Raw genomic sequence first — 14,725 nt, forward strand, 5'->3', positions numbered from 1 at the left:
TCGACTTGGTCGACAACCGACAATTTAAAAGTCAGCGTGTAATCTCTCTGGCTACGTTTTTCGCCCGTATTCATTGCACCTTCCTGATAAGAAGCCAGAAGGTGTAAACCTTATTCAGGACGAGACAACAGGCACAAAAAAGCCGCCCGAAAGCGGCTTTTTGCTGAAGATGAACGCTTATTTCAAGCCGGACATTTTCTCGATGGCGCCTTTGAGATCTGCATCGGAGCAGTCAGCACAGGTGCCTTTTGGCGGCATTGCGTTAATCCCGGTGATCGCCTTGGCCAGGATGCCGTCGAGGCCGCCCTGGTGATCCGCACGTTCCTTCCAGGCTGCAGTGTCACCAATTTTTGGTGCGCCCAGCAGGCCGGAGCCGTGGCAAGCGTTGCAATGTTTTGCAATGATAGAGTCAGGCGTCTTGGCATCACCGCCGCCGACAGAAGCAGCGACTTCCATACCTTTGCACTCTTGACCTGTTACACAGACCTTGCCGACAGGTTCAAGGCGCTTGGCAATATCGTCATTCGTCGCAGCTTGAGCGCTGACAGCCCATAGGGCCAGTACGGTTGCTGGTACAGCCAGCATTTTCATAATTAGGTTCACGCGTTCACCCTCAATGGTGGCTAGTCACGCCCACGGCCACGGTTCGCAGGCGGGCGCAAGTATAACGGTAAGCCCGCCACACTGAAACAACCCCAAAGTCGAAGGGGTCTTGTTCCATGGCGTTAAAACGCTTCGGGCGCCTCTGCGGTACTGGCAGGACGCCTCTTGTGTCAGAAATTCGCCGGTGTCGCTGCGCTGATTAGCCGCGCCGGTGCATCGAACGGATTACGGAAACGGTGCGGCTTGGTACTTTCAAAGTAGTAGCTATCGCCCGCCTCGAGCACAAATGTTTCAAGCCCGACCACCAATTCCAGTCGACCCTCAAGCAGAATCCCGGTCTCCTCACCTTCATGGGTGAGCATCTCGTCACCGGTGTCGGCGCCCGGCGGGTAGATTTCGTTGAGGAACGCAATGGCGCGAGTCGGATGAGCACGGCCGACCAGCTTCATGGTCACTGCACCATCGGAGATATCGATCAGCTCATTGGCCTTGTAGACGATCTGGGTCGGTTTTTCCTGCAGGATTTCTTCGGAAAAGAACTCGACCATGGACATGGGAATTCCGCCCAACACCTTGCGCAACGAACTGATCGAGGGGCTGACGCTGTTCTTCTCGATCATCGAGATGGTGCTGTTGGTAACACCCGCGCGCTTGGCGAGCTCACGCTGGGAGAGACCCTTGAGCTTACGGATGGATTGCAGTCGTTCACCGACGTCCAATGCAGGAGCCTCCAGGAATTCAGGTTGTTGGAATATTGAGCGTTATCATGGCGACAGCGTTCAGTATTTACAACACTTGGACCTGAATCCTGTTGGGCGAGGCGATATTGTGCACACCGTGCCTTGCGTCAAACCCCGGAATAGAGCTTTGGCACCCGACGCAAATTGCAGAATATCTGGTAAGGAATCGTGTCAGCAGCCGCTGCGACTTCGCTGGCAAGGACGTTCCGGCCCCACAGTTCGACGGTTGAGCCGAGGCCAGCCTGTGGCACGTCGGTCAGGTCGATGCACAACATGTCCATCGACACCCGGCCAATCAACTGGCTACGCTGCCCGGCGACCATGACCGGCGTACCGGTGGGCGCCTGGCGCGGATAACCATCGGCATAACCCATAGCCACCACGCCAACGCGCATCGGCTTCGGGGTGACAAAACGGGCGCCATAGCCAATCGGCTCGCCGGCCGGAAGCTCACGCACACAGATGACTTTCGACTCGAGGGTCATCACCGGTTGCAGGCGCGAGGCCACCGTGTTGGCTTCTTCGAACGGCGTCGCGCCGTACAGCATGATGCCTGGGCGTACCCAGTCGCTGGGAACCTGCGGCCAGCCCATCACCGCCGGGGAGTTGCGCAGGCTAATTTCCGCCGACAACCCCTGGCGGGCCGACTCAAACACCGCGACCTGCTCGGCACTGGATTGATCATGCAACTCGTCAGCACGGGCGAAGTGGCTCATCAGCACAATCTTCGCGACCTTGCCGCTGGCCAGCAGCCGCTGATACGCCGCCTGGTAGTCCGCCGGATGCAGGCCGACCCGGTGCATGCCCGAGTCAAGCTTGAGCCATACCGTGATCGGCTTGCTTACAGCGGCTTTTTCAATGGCTTCGAGTTGCCACAGCGAATGCACAACACACCAGAAATCGTGCTCGACGATCAGCGACAACTCATCGGCTTCGAAAAAGCCTTCGAGCAACAGGACCGGCGCGCGAATGCCTGCAGCCCGCAATTCCAGGGCTTCTTCGATGCAGGCCACGGCAAAACCGTCCGCCTCGGCTTCAAGGGCCTGGGCACACCGTACCGCGCCATGACCGTAGGCATCGGCCTTGATCACGGCGAGGGCCTTGGCCCCCGTGACTTCACGGGCCAGTTGGTAGTTGTGGCGCAGGGCTTGAAGGTCGATCAGGGCACGGGCAGGACGCATGGCGGCAGACTTCTGGTCGGTCAGTGGAAGAAAAACCGGCGCGACTGGTGGCGTACACCGCCAGTCGCACCGGGAGAGGGATCTTGCTTAAGGCAGAGCAGCCACTACCGACAGCTCAACCAGGATTTGCGGTTCGCACAGCTTTGACTCGACCGTGGCACGGGCTGGGGCGACGCCTTTTGGCAGCCACTTGTCCCACACCGAGTTCATGCCGGCGAAATGCGCGTCGATGTCTTTCAGGTAAATCGTTACCGACAACAGCCGGCTCTTGTCGGTCCCCGCCAGATCGAGCAAACGCTCGATATTGGCCAGTGTTTCGCGGGTCTGCTGTTCAATCCCGGCGCTCATATCATCGCCGACTTGCCCTGACAGGTACACGGTACCGCTATGGACGACGATCTGGCTCATGCGCTCATTGGTGAGCTGGCGCTGGATTGACATGTTTTGCGGACTCCTGAATTTTGTGGCCATAACGAGAAATATCGAGGCCTTCGGCACTGATCTGTGGCGTTTTCTTTGCCATCAGGTCGGCCAGCAAGCGACCGGAACCGCACGCCATGGTCCAACCCAGGGTGCCGTGACCGGTGTTCAAAAACAGATTGCTGAACGGGGTCGCGCCCACGATCGGAGTACCGTCCGGGGTAGTCGGACGCAGGCCGGTCCAGAAACTTGCCTGGGCCAGATCGCCGCCCTGAGGATAGAGGTCGTTGACGATCATCTCCAGGGTTTCACGCCGACGGGGGTTAAGCGACAGGTCAAAACCGGCAATCTCCGCCATGCCGCCGACCCGGATGCGGTTGTCGAAACGGGTGATTGCGACCTTGTAGGTCTCGTCGAGAATGGTCGAAGTCGGCGCCATTGCCGGGTTGGTGATCGGCACGGTCAGGGAGTAACCCTTGAGCGGATACACCGGAGCCTTGATGCCCAGCGGCTTGAGCAGCTGCGGCGAGTAGCTGCCGAGCGCAAGTACGTAGCGGTCAGCGGTTTCCAGCTTGCCGTCGATCCACACGCCATTGACGCGGTCGCCGGCGTAGTCGAGCTTCTGGATGTCCTGGCCAAAGCGGAATTCAACGCCCAGTTTCACGGCCATTTCGGCCAGGCGGGTGGTGAACATCTGGCAGTCGCCCGTCTGGTCGTTCGGCAGGCGCAAGGCACCTGCGAGGATATCGGTGACGCTGGCCAAGGCCGGTTCGACCCGGGCGATACCAGCGCGATCGAGCAACTCGAACGGCACGCCGGACTCTTTGAGGACGGCGATGTCTTTTGCCGCGCCATCCAGTTGCGCCTGGGTACGGAACAGTTGAGTCGTGCCGAGGCTGCGGCCTTCGTAGGCAATGCCGGTTTCAGCGCGCAATTCATCGAGGCAGTCACGGCTGTACTCGGACAGGCGGACCATGCGCTCCTTGTTCACCGCATAACGGCTGGCGGTGCAGTTGCGCAGCATTTGCGCCATCCACAGGTACTGGTCGATGTCGGCGGTGGCCTTGATCGCCAACGGGGCGTGGCGTTGCAGCAGCCACTTGATCGCCTTGAGCGGTACACCCGGTGCCGCCCACGGCGAGGCATAACCCGGCGACACCTGGCCGGCGTTGGCGAAACTGGTCTCCATGGCAGCGGCCGGCTGACGATCCACGACCACCACTTCAAACCCGGCTCGAGCCAGATAATAAGCACTGGCGGTACCGATGACGCCGCTACCCAAGACCATAACGCGCATTTTCATATCCCTCATCGCGGCACGCCGCTGACGTTTGTTGTGTTCGAGCAATGATGTGCGCAGTGTAAAAAAGATTAGGCAGTGCTTTTCACTATATAAGTGCCTATATTTGGCGACAATTCTCGGCAAAAACCCTTTTCACGGAGGCGCATCCCCTATGCGTACCAACACTCAGACCAAACGTGAGCTGGACAAGATCGACCGCAACATCCTGCGGATCCTGCAAGCGGACGGGCGCATCTCGTTTACCGAGCTGGGGGAAAAGGTCGGGCTCTCGACTACGCCCTGCACCGAGCGGGTCCGGCGCCTGGAGCGTGAAGGGATCATCATGGGCTACAACGCCCGCCTGAATCCGCAGCACCTCAAGGGTAGCCTGCTGGTGTTCGTCGAGATCAGCCTGGACTACAAATCCGGAGATACATTCGAGGAGTTTCGCCGTGCCGTGCTGAAACTGCCGCACGTGCTGGAGTGCCACCTGGTGTCAGGAGATTTCGACTATCTGGTGAAGGCGCGGATTTCCGAGATGGCTTCGTACCGCAAACTGCTCGGAGACATCCTGCTCAAGCTGCCGCATGTGCGCGAATCCAAGAGCTACATCGTGATGGAAGAGGTGAAGGAGAGCCTGTGTTTGCCGATTCCGGATTGATCTTTTGACTTTCGACGTTTAAACCAACACCTGTCGGGTCGACGCCATGTACTCATGAATCTGCTTCTCCACCCGAGGATGAATCAACTCCACAGGCCCACGCCCATTGGGGCACGGCAAGGTTTTGGTGGTGCCAAACAGCCGGCAGATCAGCGGCCGCTCGCCATACACCGTGCAACCATTCGGGCCCAGGTGCACACAGTTGAGCTCATCCATTGCCGCGTCCTGTTCGGCGCGGGTCTTGCGCGGCAGGCGGGACATTTCTTCCGGCGAGGTGGTCACCGGCCCACAGCAGTCATGGCAGCCGGGCACGCACTCGAACGAGGGTATCTGCTGGCGCAGGGCGCGAATTTTCTGACTGTTGCAGCTCATCGAAACAGTGACCAAAGCAGCGAAATAGAGCGCAATTGTGCAGCAAAAGCGTCCATCCAGACAGCGCGAACCGACCAGTGTTGCCCGGCCTTGAAGGACCGGCTTATGCTCGGTCAAATTTTCCAGACACCCGAATCAGGAACACGCACATGAATGCCCGTGCTCAGCAACCGATCGCGAGCCACCAGCACACGCGCTCTTACTACGCCGCCAGCAGCCTGGCGCAACCTGATCATCCGATATTGCAGGGCGACGTGGTGGCTGACGTCTGCGTGGTTGGCGGAGGCTTCTCCGGGCTGAACACGGCACTGGAATTGGCCGAGCGAGGCTTCAATGTGGTGCTGCTCGAAGCCCATAAGATTGGCTGGGGAGCCAGCGGCCGCAACGGCGGGCAGCTGATTCGTGGAGTCGGCCATGGGATCGACCAGTTCGCCAACGTGATCGGCGCCGACGGCGTGCGCCAGATGAAACTCATGGGCCTGGAGGCGGTGGAAATCGTCCGCCAGCGGGTCGAACGCTTCCAGATTCCGTGTGACCTGACCTGGGGTTATTGCGACCTCGCCAACAAGCCCGGTGATCTGCAAGGTTTCGCCGAAGATGCCGCCGAGCTGCATGAGCTCGGTTATCGCTACGAAACCCGGCTGTTACACGCCGAAGAAATGCACACGGTGGTGGGCTCCAATCGGTATGTGGGCGGCCTCATCGATATGGGCTCCGGGCATCTGCACCCGCTCAACCTGGCGCTCGGCGAAGCGGCTGCCGCGCAGCAATTGGGCGCCCGGTTGTTTGAACAGTCGGCGGTGACCCGCATCGAGTATGGCCCGCAAGTGAAAGTCCGCACGCTCCACGGCTCGGTCCGCGCCAAGACCCTGGTCCTGGGATGCAACGCCTATCTCAACGGGCTCAACCCTGAACTCAGCGGCAAAGTGCTGCCTGCGGGCAGCTACATCATCGCCACCGAACCCCTGAGCGAAGAGCAGGCTCATTCACTGCTGCCGCAGAACATGGCGGTGTGTGATCAACGGGTGGCGCTGGACTACTACCGGCTCTCGGCGGATCGGCGCCTGCTGTTTGGCGGCGCCTGCCATTACTCGGGGCGCGATCCAGGCGACATCGCAGCTTACATGCGGCCGAAGATGCTCGAGGTCTTCCCACAGTTGGGGAGCGTGAAGATCGATTATCAATGGGGCGGCATGATTGGCATCGGTGCCAACCGCCTGCCACAAATAGGCCGGCTCAAGGATCAGCCGAACGTGTATTACGCCCAGGCCTATTCGGGTCATGGGGTGAACGCGACCCACCTGGCGGGCAAACTGCTCGCCGAGGCCATCAGCGGCCAGCAGGGGGGTGGGTTCGATCTGTTTGCCAAGGTGCCGCACATCACATTCCCTGGCGGCAAGCATTTGCGTTCGCCGTTGCTGGCGTTGGGAATGTTGTGGCATCGGCTCAAAGAGTTGGTCTGATCATTTGTCTGTGCACTTTCGGCCCTCATCGCGGGCAAGCTTTGCTCCCACAGGTTCGGCGACAATTATGTGATTGACTCCATACCTGTGGGAGCAAAGCTTGCCCGCGATGAGGCCGATGAGAACAGTGCACCTCTCAGATCCGCCAAAACGGTTTGAGCCCCTCCTCCCGCGCCTGCTCCGGACTCAGCCCGATATCCCGAAGCTGCTCCGCCGAAAGTCCCAGCAACGCCTTGCGCGTGTGCAGACGATGCCAGAACAGTTCCCAGCGACTCAGGCCGGACGGCGCGTTGCGCATGTTCGCCTCACGCGTGCCGTTTTCCTGCCCTTTCGCCAGTTCCTGACTGTGTAACGTCAGCCGCACATCGCTCAAGCCGTTCATCGTGTTGACTCCTGTTTACTTGGGTAGCAAGAGGTTTGATGATGCGCGGACGAGCAAAACCGTGACAGATCCAAACTTTGCGTATTAAATCCATACAGATTGGGCGAATTGGCTCTGAATTGTCGAATTTCAGCTGATCTGTACTGGTCGACCGAACAATCCATAGCGAGACTGCGCCATGACCCTCTACGTCAACCTTGCCGACTTGCTAGGCACGCGTATTGAACAGGGCTTCTATCGCCCCGGCGATCGGCTGCCTTCGGTGCGGGCGCTGAGTGTCGAGCACGGGGTGAGCCTGAGCACGGTTCAACAGGCTTATCGCGTCCTTGAGGACAGTGGCCTGGCGATGCCCAAGCCCAAGTCGGGCTACTTTGTGCCCGCCAGCCGCAAGCTTCCGGAGCTGCCAGCGGTAGGCCGGCCGGCGCAGCGGCCGGTGGATATTTCCCAGTGGGACCAAGTGCTGGAGCTGATTCGCGCAGTACCGCGCAAGGATGTGGTGCAACTGGGGCGTGGCATGCCCGATATCACCACACCGACCATGAAACCGTTACTGCGCAACCTTGCGCGCATCAGCCGGCGCCAGGACATGCCCGGCCTGTATTACGACAACATCCATGGCACACTCGAACTGCGCGAACAGATTGCGCGGCTGATGCTCGATTCCGGCTGTCAGCTAAGCGCCAGCGAGCTGGTCGTCACCACTGGCTGCCATGAAGCGTTATCCACCAGTATCCGGGCAATTTGCGAGCCGGGAGACATCGTGGCGGTGGATTCGCCGAGTTTTCATGGTGCCATGCAAACCCTCAAGGGCCTGGGCATGAAGGCTCTGGAAATACCGACTGACCCCATCACCGGCATCAGCCTGGATGCGCTGGAACTGGCACTGGAACAGTGGCCAGTCAAGGTCATACAGTTGACCCCCAACTGCAATAACCCGCTGGGCTACATCATGCCGGAGTCGCGTAAACGCGCATTGTTGACGCTCGCCCAGCGTTTCGACGTGGCGATTGTCGAGGACGATGTCTATGGCGAACTTTCCTACACCTACCCGCGACCGCGCACCATCAAATCCTTTGATGAAGACGGCCGCGTCCTGCTATGCAGTTCATTTTCCAAGACCCTGGCGCCGGGTCTGCGCATTGGCTGGGTAGCGCCCGGACGGTATCTGGAAAGGGTGCTGCACATGAAATACATCAGCACCGGTTCTACGGCGCCGCAGCCACAGATCGCCATCGCGGAATTTCTCAAATCCGGGCATTTCGAGCCGCATCTGCGACGCATGCGCAGCCAATACCAACGCAACCGCGACCTGATGATCGACTGGGTTACGCGCTACTTCCCTGCGGGCACTCGCGCCAGCCGGCCCCAAGGCAGTTTCATGCTGTGGGTCGAGTTACCGGACGGCTTCGACACCCTGAAACTGAATCGTGCCTTGCACGATCAGGGCGTACAGATTGCCGTGGGCAGCATTTTCTCCGCCTCCGGCAAATACCGTAATTGCCTGCGGATGAACTACGCTGCCAAACCAACACCGCTCATCGAAGAAGCGGTGCGAAAGGTCGGCGCGGCAGCGATCAGGCTGCTGGCGGAAACTGATCACATCCACGACTGACCTTTCTGCCTAAACCAGCGTCCATATGCCGTCCCCAGCCGCCAATCGGAACGATCCTACGTGAGAGTCAGACACCCCCTGCTCGCTCTTGTGCTCCTCGCCTCGCTCCTGGGAGGCTGCGCCAGCCTGGATGTGACACGCGAACCCAGCCAGGCCCTGCCTGCGAGCGATTCGGCGTTCGGCCGGTCGATCCAGGCCCAGGCAGCACCTCATGAGGGCAGGTCAGGTTTTCGCCTGCTGTCCAACAGCAGTGAAGCGTTCATGGCGCGCGCAGAGTTGATCCGCAATGCCCAGAGCAGCCTCGACCTGCAGTACTACATCGTCCACGACGGTATCAGCACGCGAATGCTGATCGAAGAGCTGCTCAAGGCGGCCGACCGTGGTGTGCGGGTCAGAATCCTTCTCGACGACACCACCAGTGATGGTCTGGACTGGGTGATCGCGACCCTGGCGGCGCACGAGCACATTCAGATCCGCCTGTTCAACCCGCTGCACCTGGGCCGCTCCACGGGCGTGACGCGCAACATGGGCCGCCTGTTCAACTTGTCGCAACAGCACCGACGCATGCACAACAAGCTGTGGCTGGCGGACAATAGCGTGGCCATCGTCGGCGGGCGCAATCTGGGCGATGAATACTTCGACGCCGAGCCCAACCTGAATTTCACCGACATCGACATGCTCAGCGTCGGCCCGGTGGCCGAACAGCTGGGGCACAGCTTCGATCAGTACTGGAACAGCGCGCTGAGCAAACCGATCGACCAGTTCCTGTCGAGCCGGCCTACGCACAAAGACTTGCAAGACACCCGCACCCGGCTTGAGCAATCCCTGGAAGAAACCCGCAAGCAGAATCACGCGCTCTACCAGCATTTGACGACCTACAACACAAATCCGCGCATGGACATCTGGCGCCGGGAGCTGATTTGGGCCTGGAACCAGGCGCTTTGGGATGCGCCAAGCAAGGTGCTGGCAAAAGGTGAACCCGATCCGCAGCTGCTGCTGACCACTCAGTTGGCGCCGGAATTGAACGGGGTGAGCAAGGAGCTGATCCTCATCTCGGCTTACTTCGTGCCGGGACAGCCGGGCCTGGTGTACCTGACCGGCCGCGCCGATGCCGGCGTCTCGGTGACCTTGCTCACCAACTCACTGGAGGCCACCGATGTGCCGGCGGTGCACGGCGGCTACGCGCCTTACCGCAGAGCGTTGCTTGAACACGGCGTGAAGTTGTTCGAGTTACGCCGTCAGCCGGGCGAAGGCGGCGGTAGCGGCCCACACATTTTCTCCAGCAAGTCCTACCGCGGCTCCGATTCCAGCCTGCACAGCAAGGCGATCATTTTTGATCAGCAGAAGTCGTTCATCGGCTCCTTCAACTTCGACCCGCGCTCGGTCCTGTGGAATACCGAAGTCGGCGTACTGGTCGACAGCCCTGAACTCGCTGCGCATGTGCGCAAATCGGCGCTGGAGGGCATGGCGCCGGCCTTGAGTTACCAGGTGAACCTGCAGGACGACCAGATCGTCTGGGTGACCGAAGATGACGGCAAGATGCACGTGCTGACCAAAGAACCTGGCAGCTGGTGGCGTCGCTTCAATGCATGGTTCAGCACGGCCGTAGGCCTGGAGCGGATGTTGTAGAAGGGCAAAAAATCGTCCGAACGCGGCCCGAGCCTTCGGCAGCTCCTGCGATTGAAAATGCAATTTCCTGTAGGAGCTGCCGAAGGCTCGGGCCGCGTTCGGACGATCTTTTGATCTAAGCCGGTTGCACGGCACCAAACGCCCCCTGCCGCGACAGCAGGATCACCAAGCCCAACGCCCCTGCTGCCATCAACAGCGGCAACGCATGGCCACTGATCCACTGGCTGCCGGCACCGGCAACCAGTGGCCCGACCAGACAGCCGATCCCCCACAACTGGGCAATATGCGCATTGGCGCGCACCAGCGCATCGTCCCGATAGCGCTCGCCAATGAGGATCAGCGACAAGGTGAACAAGCCGCCCGCGCTCGCGCCAAACAGCACCCACAATGGCCAGATCAGCAGGGTGTCGATCAGGAACGGAATCGCCAGGCTCGACACCAGCAGAATCACCGCACACCCGGTAAACAGCGTGCGCCTGGACAAGCGATCCGCCAGTGCACCGATCGGCAACTGCAGCAGTGCATCCCCCACCACCACCGTACTGACCATCGCCAGGGCGATTTCCGTGGTGAAGCCCTGACGCAGGCAATAAACCGGTAGCAAGGTCAAAATCATCGCTTCAAACGCTGCGAACAGCGACACCGCCCAGGCGATCGCCGGCAAACCACGGCAAAAACCCAACAAGTCCCTGAAAGTCACACTGCACGCTTCGCTGCTCGGTGCCCCGCTACGGCCCAGCAACAACAACGGCGCAATCATCAGCAGGGCGACACCGACCCAGAATCCGTAATCATGATCGGTGCCAACGGCCCCCAGCAGCAACGGGCCGGCCAGTTGGCTCAACGCATAGGCGCTGCCGTACAGAGCGACCAAGCGTCCGCGCCATTGCTCGATCACCAACTGATTGATCCAGCTTTCACCGAGGATAAACACCAGGGTCAGGATCACCCCGATCATCAGCCGCAACGCCAGCCACACCGGATAACTCGGCAACAACGCCAGCAAGCCAATGGACAGCGCCCCCGCCCACAGGCAAAGGCGCATCAGGTTGGCCGTGCCGAGGCGCGCTGCCAAGTGACTGGAAATCTTCGCCCCCAGCAACACGCCGATCGCCGGCATCGCCGCCATCACACCGATAGCAAAGGAGCCATACCCCCAGCTTTCCAGGCGAAACGACACCAGCGGCATGCTGACGCCCAGGGCCAGGCCAACACTCAAGACAGACGCCAACACGGCGAAATACGTCGCCCAACGCATGGTCCACGCTCCTGTGGATATTATTTTTAACAAACAACACAAAACACTGTGGGAGCGGGCTTGCCCGCGATGGCGCCCTAACATTCAACATGGGTTGGCTGTCAGATTGCTATCGCGGGCAAGCCCGCTCCCACAGGGGATCAGAGTCGTTCAGGAGCCCGATATGTATCAGGCTCCACACAGACTTACAGCTTGATCCAGGTCGCCTTCAGCTCGGTGTACTTGTCGAACGCATGCAGCGATTTGTCGCGACCATTACCCGATTGCTTGAAGCCGCCGAATGGCGCGGTCATGTCGCCGCCGTCATATTGGTTGACCCAGACGCTACCGGCACGCAACGCCTTGGCGGTCAGGTGTGCCTTGGAGATGTCCGCAGTCCATACCGCTGCAGCCAGGCCATACGGCGTGTCGTTGGCGATTTGCACCGCTTCCTCGGCGCTGTCGAAGGTGATGACCGACAGCACTGGGCCGAAGATCTCTTCCTGGGCGATTTTCATCGCATTGCTCACGCCGTCGAAAATCGTCGGTTCAACGTAAGTACCACCGGTTTCCTGAAGGATTCGCTTGCCGCCCGCCACCAGTTTGGCGCCGTCGGCATGACCAGATTCGATGTAGGACAGCACGGTGTTCATTTGCTGGGTATCTACCAGCGCACCGACGTTGGTCGCAGGGTCCAGCGGGTTGCCCGGCTTCCAGGTCTTCAGCGCCTCGATCACCAGCGGCAGGAACTTGTCCTTGATCGAACGCTCGACCAGCAGGCGCGAACCGGCGGTGCAGACTTCGCCCTGGTTGAAAGCGATGGCGCCAGCCGCCGACTCAGCAGCGGCTTGCAGGTCCGGCGCATCGGCGAAAACGATGTTGGGGCTCTTGCCGCCCGCTTCCAGCCACACGCGCTTCATGTTCGACTCGCCCGAGTAGATCAGCAGCTGCTTGGCAATCTTGGTCGAACCGGTGAACACCAGCGTGTCGACATCGTTGTGCAGGGCCAGCGCCTTGCCGACGGTATGACCGTAGCCCGGGAGGACGTTCAGCACGCCTTTGGGAATACCGGCCTCAACGGCCAGCGCCGCGATGCGGATGGCAGTCAGCGGCGATTTTTCGGACGGCTTGAGAATCACCGAGTTACCGGTGGACAACGCCGGGCCGAGCTTCCAGCAGGCCATCATGAGGGGGAAGTTCCACGGCACGATGGCGCCGACAACGCCAACCGGTTCACGAGTGACCAGGCCCAACTGATCGTGCGGAGTGGCAGCGACTTCGTCGTAGATCTTGTCGATGGCTTCACCGCTCCAGCTCAGGGCTTGGGCCGCGCCAGGAACGTCGATGTGCAGGGAATCGCTGATCGGCTTGCCCATGTCCAGGGTTTCAAGCAGGGCCAACTCTTCGGCGTGCTGTTTAAGCAAGCCGGCAAAACGAATCATGGTGGCTTTGCGTTTGGTCGGCGCCAGGCGCGACCACACACCGGAATTGAAAGTGGCGCGAGCGTTTTCAACAGCGCGCTGGGCATCGGCGGCGTCACAGCTGGCGATCTTGCCCAGCAGGCGGCCATCTACCGGGCTGATGCACTCGAAGGTCTCGGCAGAGACCGCATCGGTGTATTCACCATTGATGTAGGCACGGCCTTCGATCTTCAGATCGCGAGCCCGTTGTTCCCAATCGGCACGAGTCAGGGTGGTCATACGAGTGTCCTCCTCTTGTTGAATACGAGCGCCCTGCGTTCTTCGCGGACGTTCTCAGGAATTCCGCCCGGCCATCCCGCATGTTCGGCCCAAGGCAACCGCCACCCTAAACCAGCGGCAGGTGAAGTTTCAATATATTTGACATAAGGCCGGCAAACGGCCTTGCGATGTTCATTTTAATAAACATAGACTTCGGGCTTTCCAACGCAATCACTGGGGATTACAACAATGAACATCCAGGACATCGCCGATTTCAGCCAGGCCGACATCCAGCCCGATCGCTATCGGCCGGACGACGCCAGAATCCTCAAGGGCGATCCCGAACAAGCAGTGTACAACCACTACAACAGCCCTTGCGGCCAGCTGAGTGCAGGTGTGTGGGAGGGTGCAGTTGGCCAGTGGCTGGTGAATTTCACCGAACACGAGTACTGCGAAATCGTTCAAGGCGTTTCAGTGCTGCGCGACAATGACGGCAACAGCAAAACCGTACGCGCGGGAGATCGTTTTGTCATTCCGGCAGGCTTCAAAGGCACCTGGGAGGTGCTGGAGCCGTGCCGCAAGATCTACGTAGCGTTCGAACAGAAGGCCTGAGGATTGTGGTTGGCTCGGCCGGCCTCTTCGCGAGCAAGCCCGCTCCCACACTGGATCGTCGTCGGGCACAAATTCTGTGCTCACTGAAAATCAAATGTAGGCGCGGGCCTGCTCACTAAAGGCCCCTGGCAGGCAACGCATAATCGACAGGCAACAAAAAAGGCCCGTATCTCGCGATCCGGGCCTTTTTCGTAAGTAGGAAAAATCAATTACTTGATTTTACCTTCTTTAAACATAACGTGCTTGCGAACGCGCGGATCGAACATCATCAGCTCGAGCTTGTCCGGAGTAGTACGCTTGTTTTTGTCGGTAGTTTTGAAGTAACCAGTACCGGCGCTGGAAATCATTCGAATTTTTTCACGCATGATTTAGCTCCTTAGATCTTGCCAGCTTTGCGGATTTCGGCCAGCACGACAGTGATGCCACGCTTGTCGATGATACGCATGCCTTTAGCAGATACGCGCAGACGCACGAAACGTTTCTCTTCTTCAACCCAGAAGCGATGATGCTGCAGGTTCGGCAGGAAACGACGACGGGTTTTGTTGTTTGCGTGGGAAATGTTATTCCCAGTCACCGGACCCTTACCGGTAACTTGACATACTCTCGACATGCCTCAGCCCTCTAAAACCACATGCCCAACCCGGCATGGGTTGGCCGCTTAATCTCTCAGTCATTTGGCGCCAGGCGCCGCGTTTCTTTAGAGGTCTTACCGGCTACACCTACAGTGAAGGAACCGGGCCCCTAGAAAAGAGCGCTGCTTTATACCAGAAAGACCGCAGAGCAACAACATTCTGTGTGCGTGGAGTCGATAAAAACCGTGTTTTTCAGGCTTTGAGCGCCTTGGATAAAGGC

The 14,725-nt window shown here is 59.5% G+C and carries 16 protein-coding genes; 5 read left to right on the plus strand and 11 right to left on the minus strand.

The annotated features are described in order from the left end of the window. Positions 1-177: 177 nt before the first annotated feature. From UB23_RS10030 to dadA, 5 genes are all read right to left on the minus strand, one after another. The gene (locus UB23_RS10030) at positions 178-591 is read right to left on the minus strand and encodes a c-type cytochrome (RefSeq protein WP_045059173.1); all 414 of its coding nucleotides are present in this window, start codon (positions 589-591) and stop codon (positions 178-180) included. 182 nt (positions 592-773) lie between these two features. Continuing rightward, positions 774-1,322 carry a cupin domain-containing protein gene (locus UB23_RS10035; RefSeq protein WP_045059174.1) on the minus strand — a complete coding sequence of 183 codons (549 nt, stop codon included), beginning with the start codon at positions 1,320-1,322 and terminating at the stop codon, positions 774-776. A 128-nt stretch (positions 1,323-1,450) separates the two neighbouring features. Continuing rightward, positions 1,451-2,524, minus strand: coding sequence for an alanine racemase (alr, locus tag UB23_RS10040; RefSeq protein WP_045059175.1), 1,074 nt, complete (start codon positions 2,522-2,524; stop codon positions 1,451-1,453). A gap of 87 nt (positions 2,525-2,611) precedes the next feature. Continuing rightward, positions 2,612-2,965, minus strand: coding sequence for a RidA family protein (locus UB23_RS10045; protein WP_045059176.1), 354 nt, complete (start codon positions 2,963-2,965; stop codon positions 2,612-2,614). Next, positions 2,937-4,241: a D-amino acid dehydrogenase gene (gene dadA / locus UB23_RS10050; protein ID WP_045059199.1), complete on the minus strand. Its 1,305-nt coding sequence runs from the start codon at positions 4,239-4,241 to the stop codon at positions 2,937-2,939. The genes UB23_RS10045 and dadA overlap by 29 nt, the downstream gene beginning before the upstream one ends. A 157-nt stretch (positions 4,242-4,398) precedes the next feature. On the opposite strand from dadA, the gene UB23_RS10055 reads away from it, so the two are divergent. Next, positions 4,399-4,887: an Lrp/AsnC ligand binding domain-containing protein gene (locus UB23_RS10055; RefSeq protein ID WP_010465173.1), complete on the plus strand. Its 489-nt coding sequence runs from the start codon at positions 4,399-4,401 to the stop codon at positions 4,885-4,887. Between the two features lie 18 nt (positions 4,888-4,905). Here the strand turns inward: UB23_RS10055 and UB23_RS10060 are convergent, their stop codons facing one another. Continuing rightward, positions 4,906-5,259 carry a YkgJ family cysteine cluster protein gene (locus UB23_RS10060; RefSeq protein ID WP_045059177.1) on the minus strand — a complete coding sequence of 118 codons (354 nt, stop codon included), beginning with the start codon at positions 5,257-5,259 and terminating at the stop codon, positions 4,906-4,908. Positions 5,260-5,408: 149 nt separating this feature from the next. Here UB23_RS10060 and UB23_RS10065 point away from each other — a divergent pair, with 149 nt between their 5' ends. After that, positions 5,409-6,722, plus strand: a complete 1,314-nt coding sequence (locus UB23_RS10065) for an NAD(P)/FAD-dependent oxidoreductase (protein ID WP_045059178.1) — start codon at positions 5,409-5,411, stop codon at positions 6,720-6,722. A gap of 136 nt (positions 6,723-6,858) precedes the next feature. Here the strand turns inward: UB23_RS10065 and UB23_RS10070 are convergent, their stop codons facing one another. Beyond that, entirely contained in the window at positions 6,859-7,104 is a 246-nt protein-coding gene (locus tag UB23_RS10070) for a DUF1127 domain-containing protein (RefSeq protein WP_045059179.1), read from the minus strand. A gap of 178 nt (positions 7,105-7,282) precedes the next feature. Here UB23_RS10070 and UB23_RS10075 point away from each other — a divergent pair, with 178 nt between their 5' ends. Together UB23_RS10075 and UB23_RS10080 are read left to right on the plus strand one after the other, a co-directional pair. Beyond that, on the plus strand, positions 7,283-8,716 hold the full coding sequence (locus UB23_RS10075; RefSeq protein ID WP_045059180.1) for an aminotransferase-like domain-containing protein: 1,434 nt from the start codon (positions 7,283-7,285) through the stop codon (positions 8,714-8,716). Between the two features lie 60 nt (positions 8,717-8,776). Beyond that, positions 8,777-10,345, plus strand: a complete 1,569-nt coding sequence (locus tag UB23_RS10080; protein ID WP_045059181.1) for a phospholipase D family protein — start codon at positions 8,777-8,779, stop codon at positions 10,343-10,345. A 115-nt stretch (positions 10,346-10,460) separates the two neighbouring features. Here the strand turns inward: UB23_RS10080 and UB23_RS10085 are convergent, their stop codons facing one another. Together UB23_RS10085 and UB23_RS10090 are read right to left on the minus strand one after the other, a co-directional pair. Continuing rightward, positions 10,461-11,603: an MFS transporter gene (locus UB23_RS10085; RefSeq protein ID WP_045059182.1), complete on the minus strand. Its 1,143-nt coding sequence runs from the start codon at positions 11,601-11,603 to the stop codon at positions 10,461-10,463. A 185-nt stretch (positions 11,604-11,788) separates the two neighbouring features. Beyond that, on the minus strand, positions 11,789-13,282 hold the full coding sequence (locus tag UB23_RS10090; protein WP_045059183.1) for an aldehyde dehydrogenase: 1,494 nt from the start codon (positions 13,280-13,282) through the stop codon (positions 11,789-11,791). Positions 13,283-13,510: 228 nt separating this feature from the next. Between UB23_RS10090 and UB23_RS10095 the strand changes: the two genes are divergently transcribed. Then, positions 13,511-13,873: a cupin domain-containing protein gene (locus UB23_RS10095; RefSeq protein WP_045059184.1), complete on the plus strand. Its 363-nt coding sequence runs from the start codon at positions 13,511-13,513 to the stop codon at positions 13,871-13,873. Positions 13,874-14,082: 209 nt separating this feature from the next. Here UB23_RS10095 and rpmG read toward each other — a convergent pair whose 3' ends face one another. Together rpmG and rpmB are read right to left on the minus strand one after the other, a co-directional pair. Continuing rightward, a complete protein-coding gene (rpmG, locus tag UB23_RS10100) occupies positions 14,083-14,238 on the minus strand; it encodes a 50S ribosomal protein L33 (RefSeq protein ID WP_045059185.1) in 156 nt (51 codons plus the stop codon). A gap of 11 nt (positions 14,239-14,249) precedes the next feature. Further along, positions 14,250-14,483 carry a 50S ribosomal protein L28 gene (gene rpmB, locus UB23_RS10105; protein ID WP_007894701.1) on the minus strand — a complete coding sequence of 78 codons (234 nt, stop codon included), beginning with the start codon at positions 14,481-14,483 and terminating at the stop codon, positions 14,250-14,252. Positions 14,484-14,725 lie beyond the last annotated feature (242 nt).

Origin of the sequence: Pseudomonas sp. ES3-33 (genome assembly GCF_000952175.1) — a bacterium.
Taxonomy (GTDB): Bacteria; Pseudomonadota; Gammaproteobacteria; order Pseudomonadales; family Pseudomonadaceae; genus Aquipseudomonas; species Aquipseudomonas gregormendelii.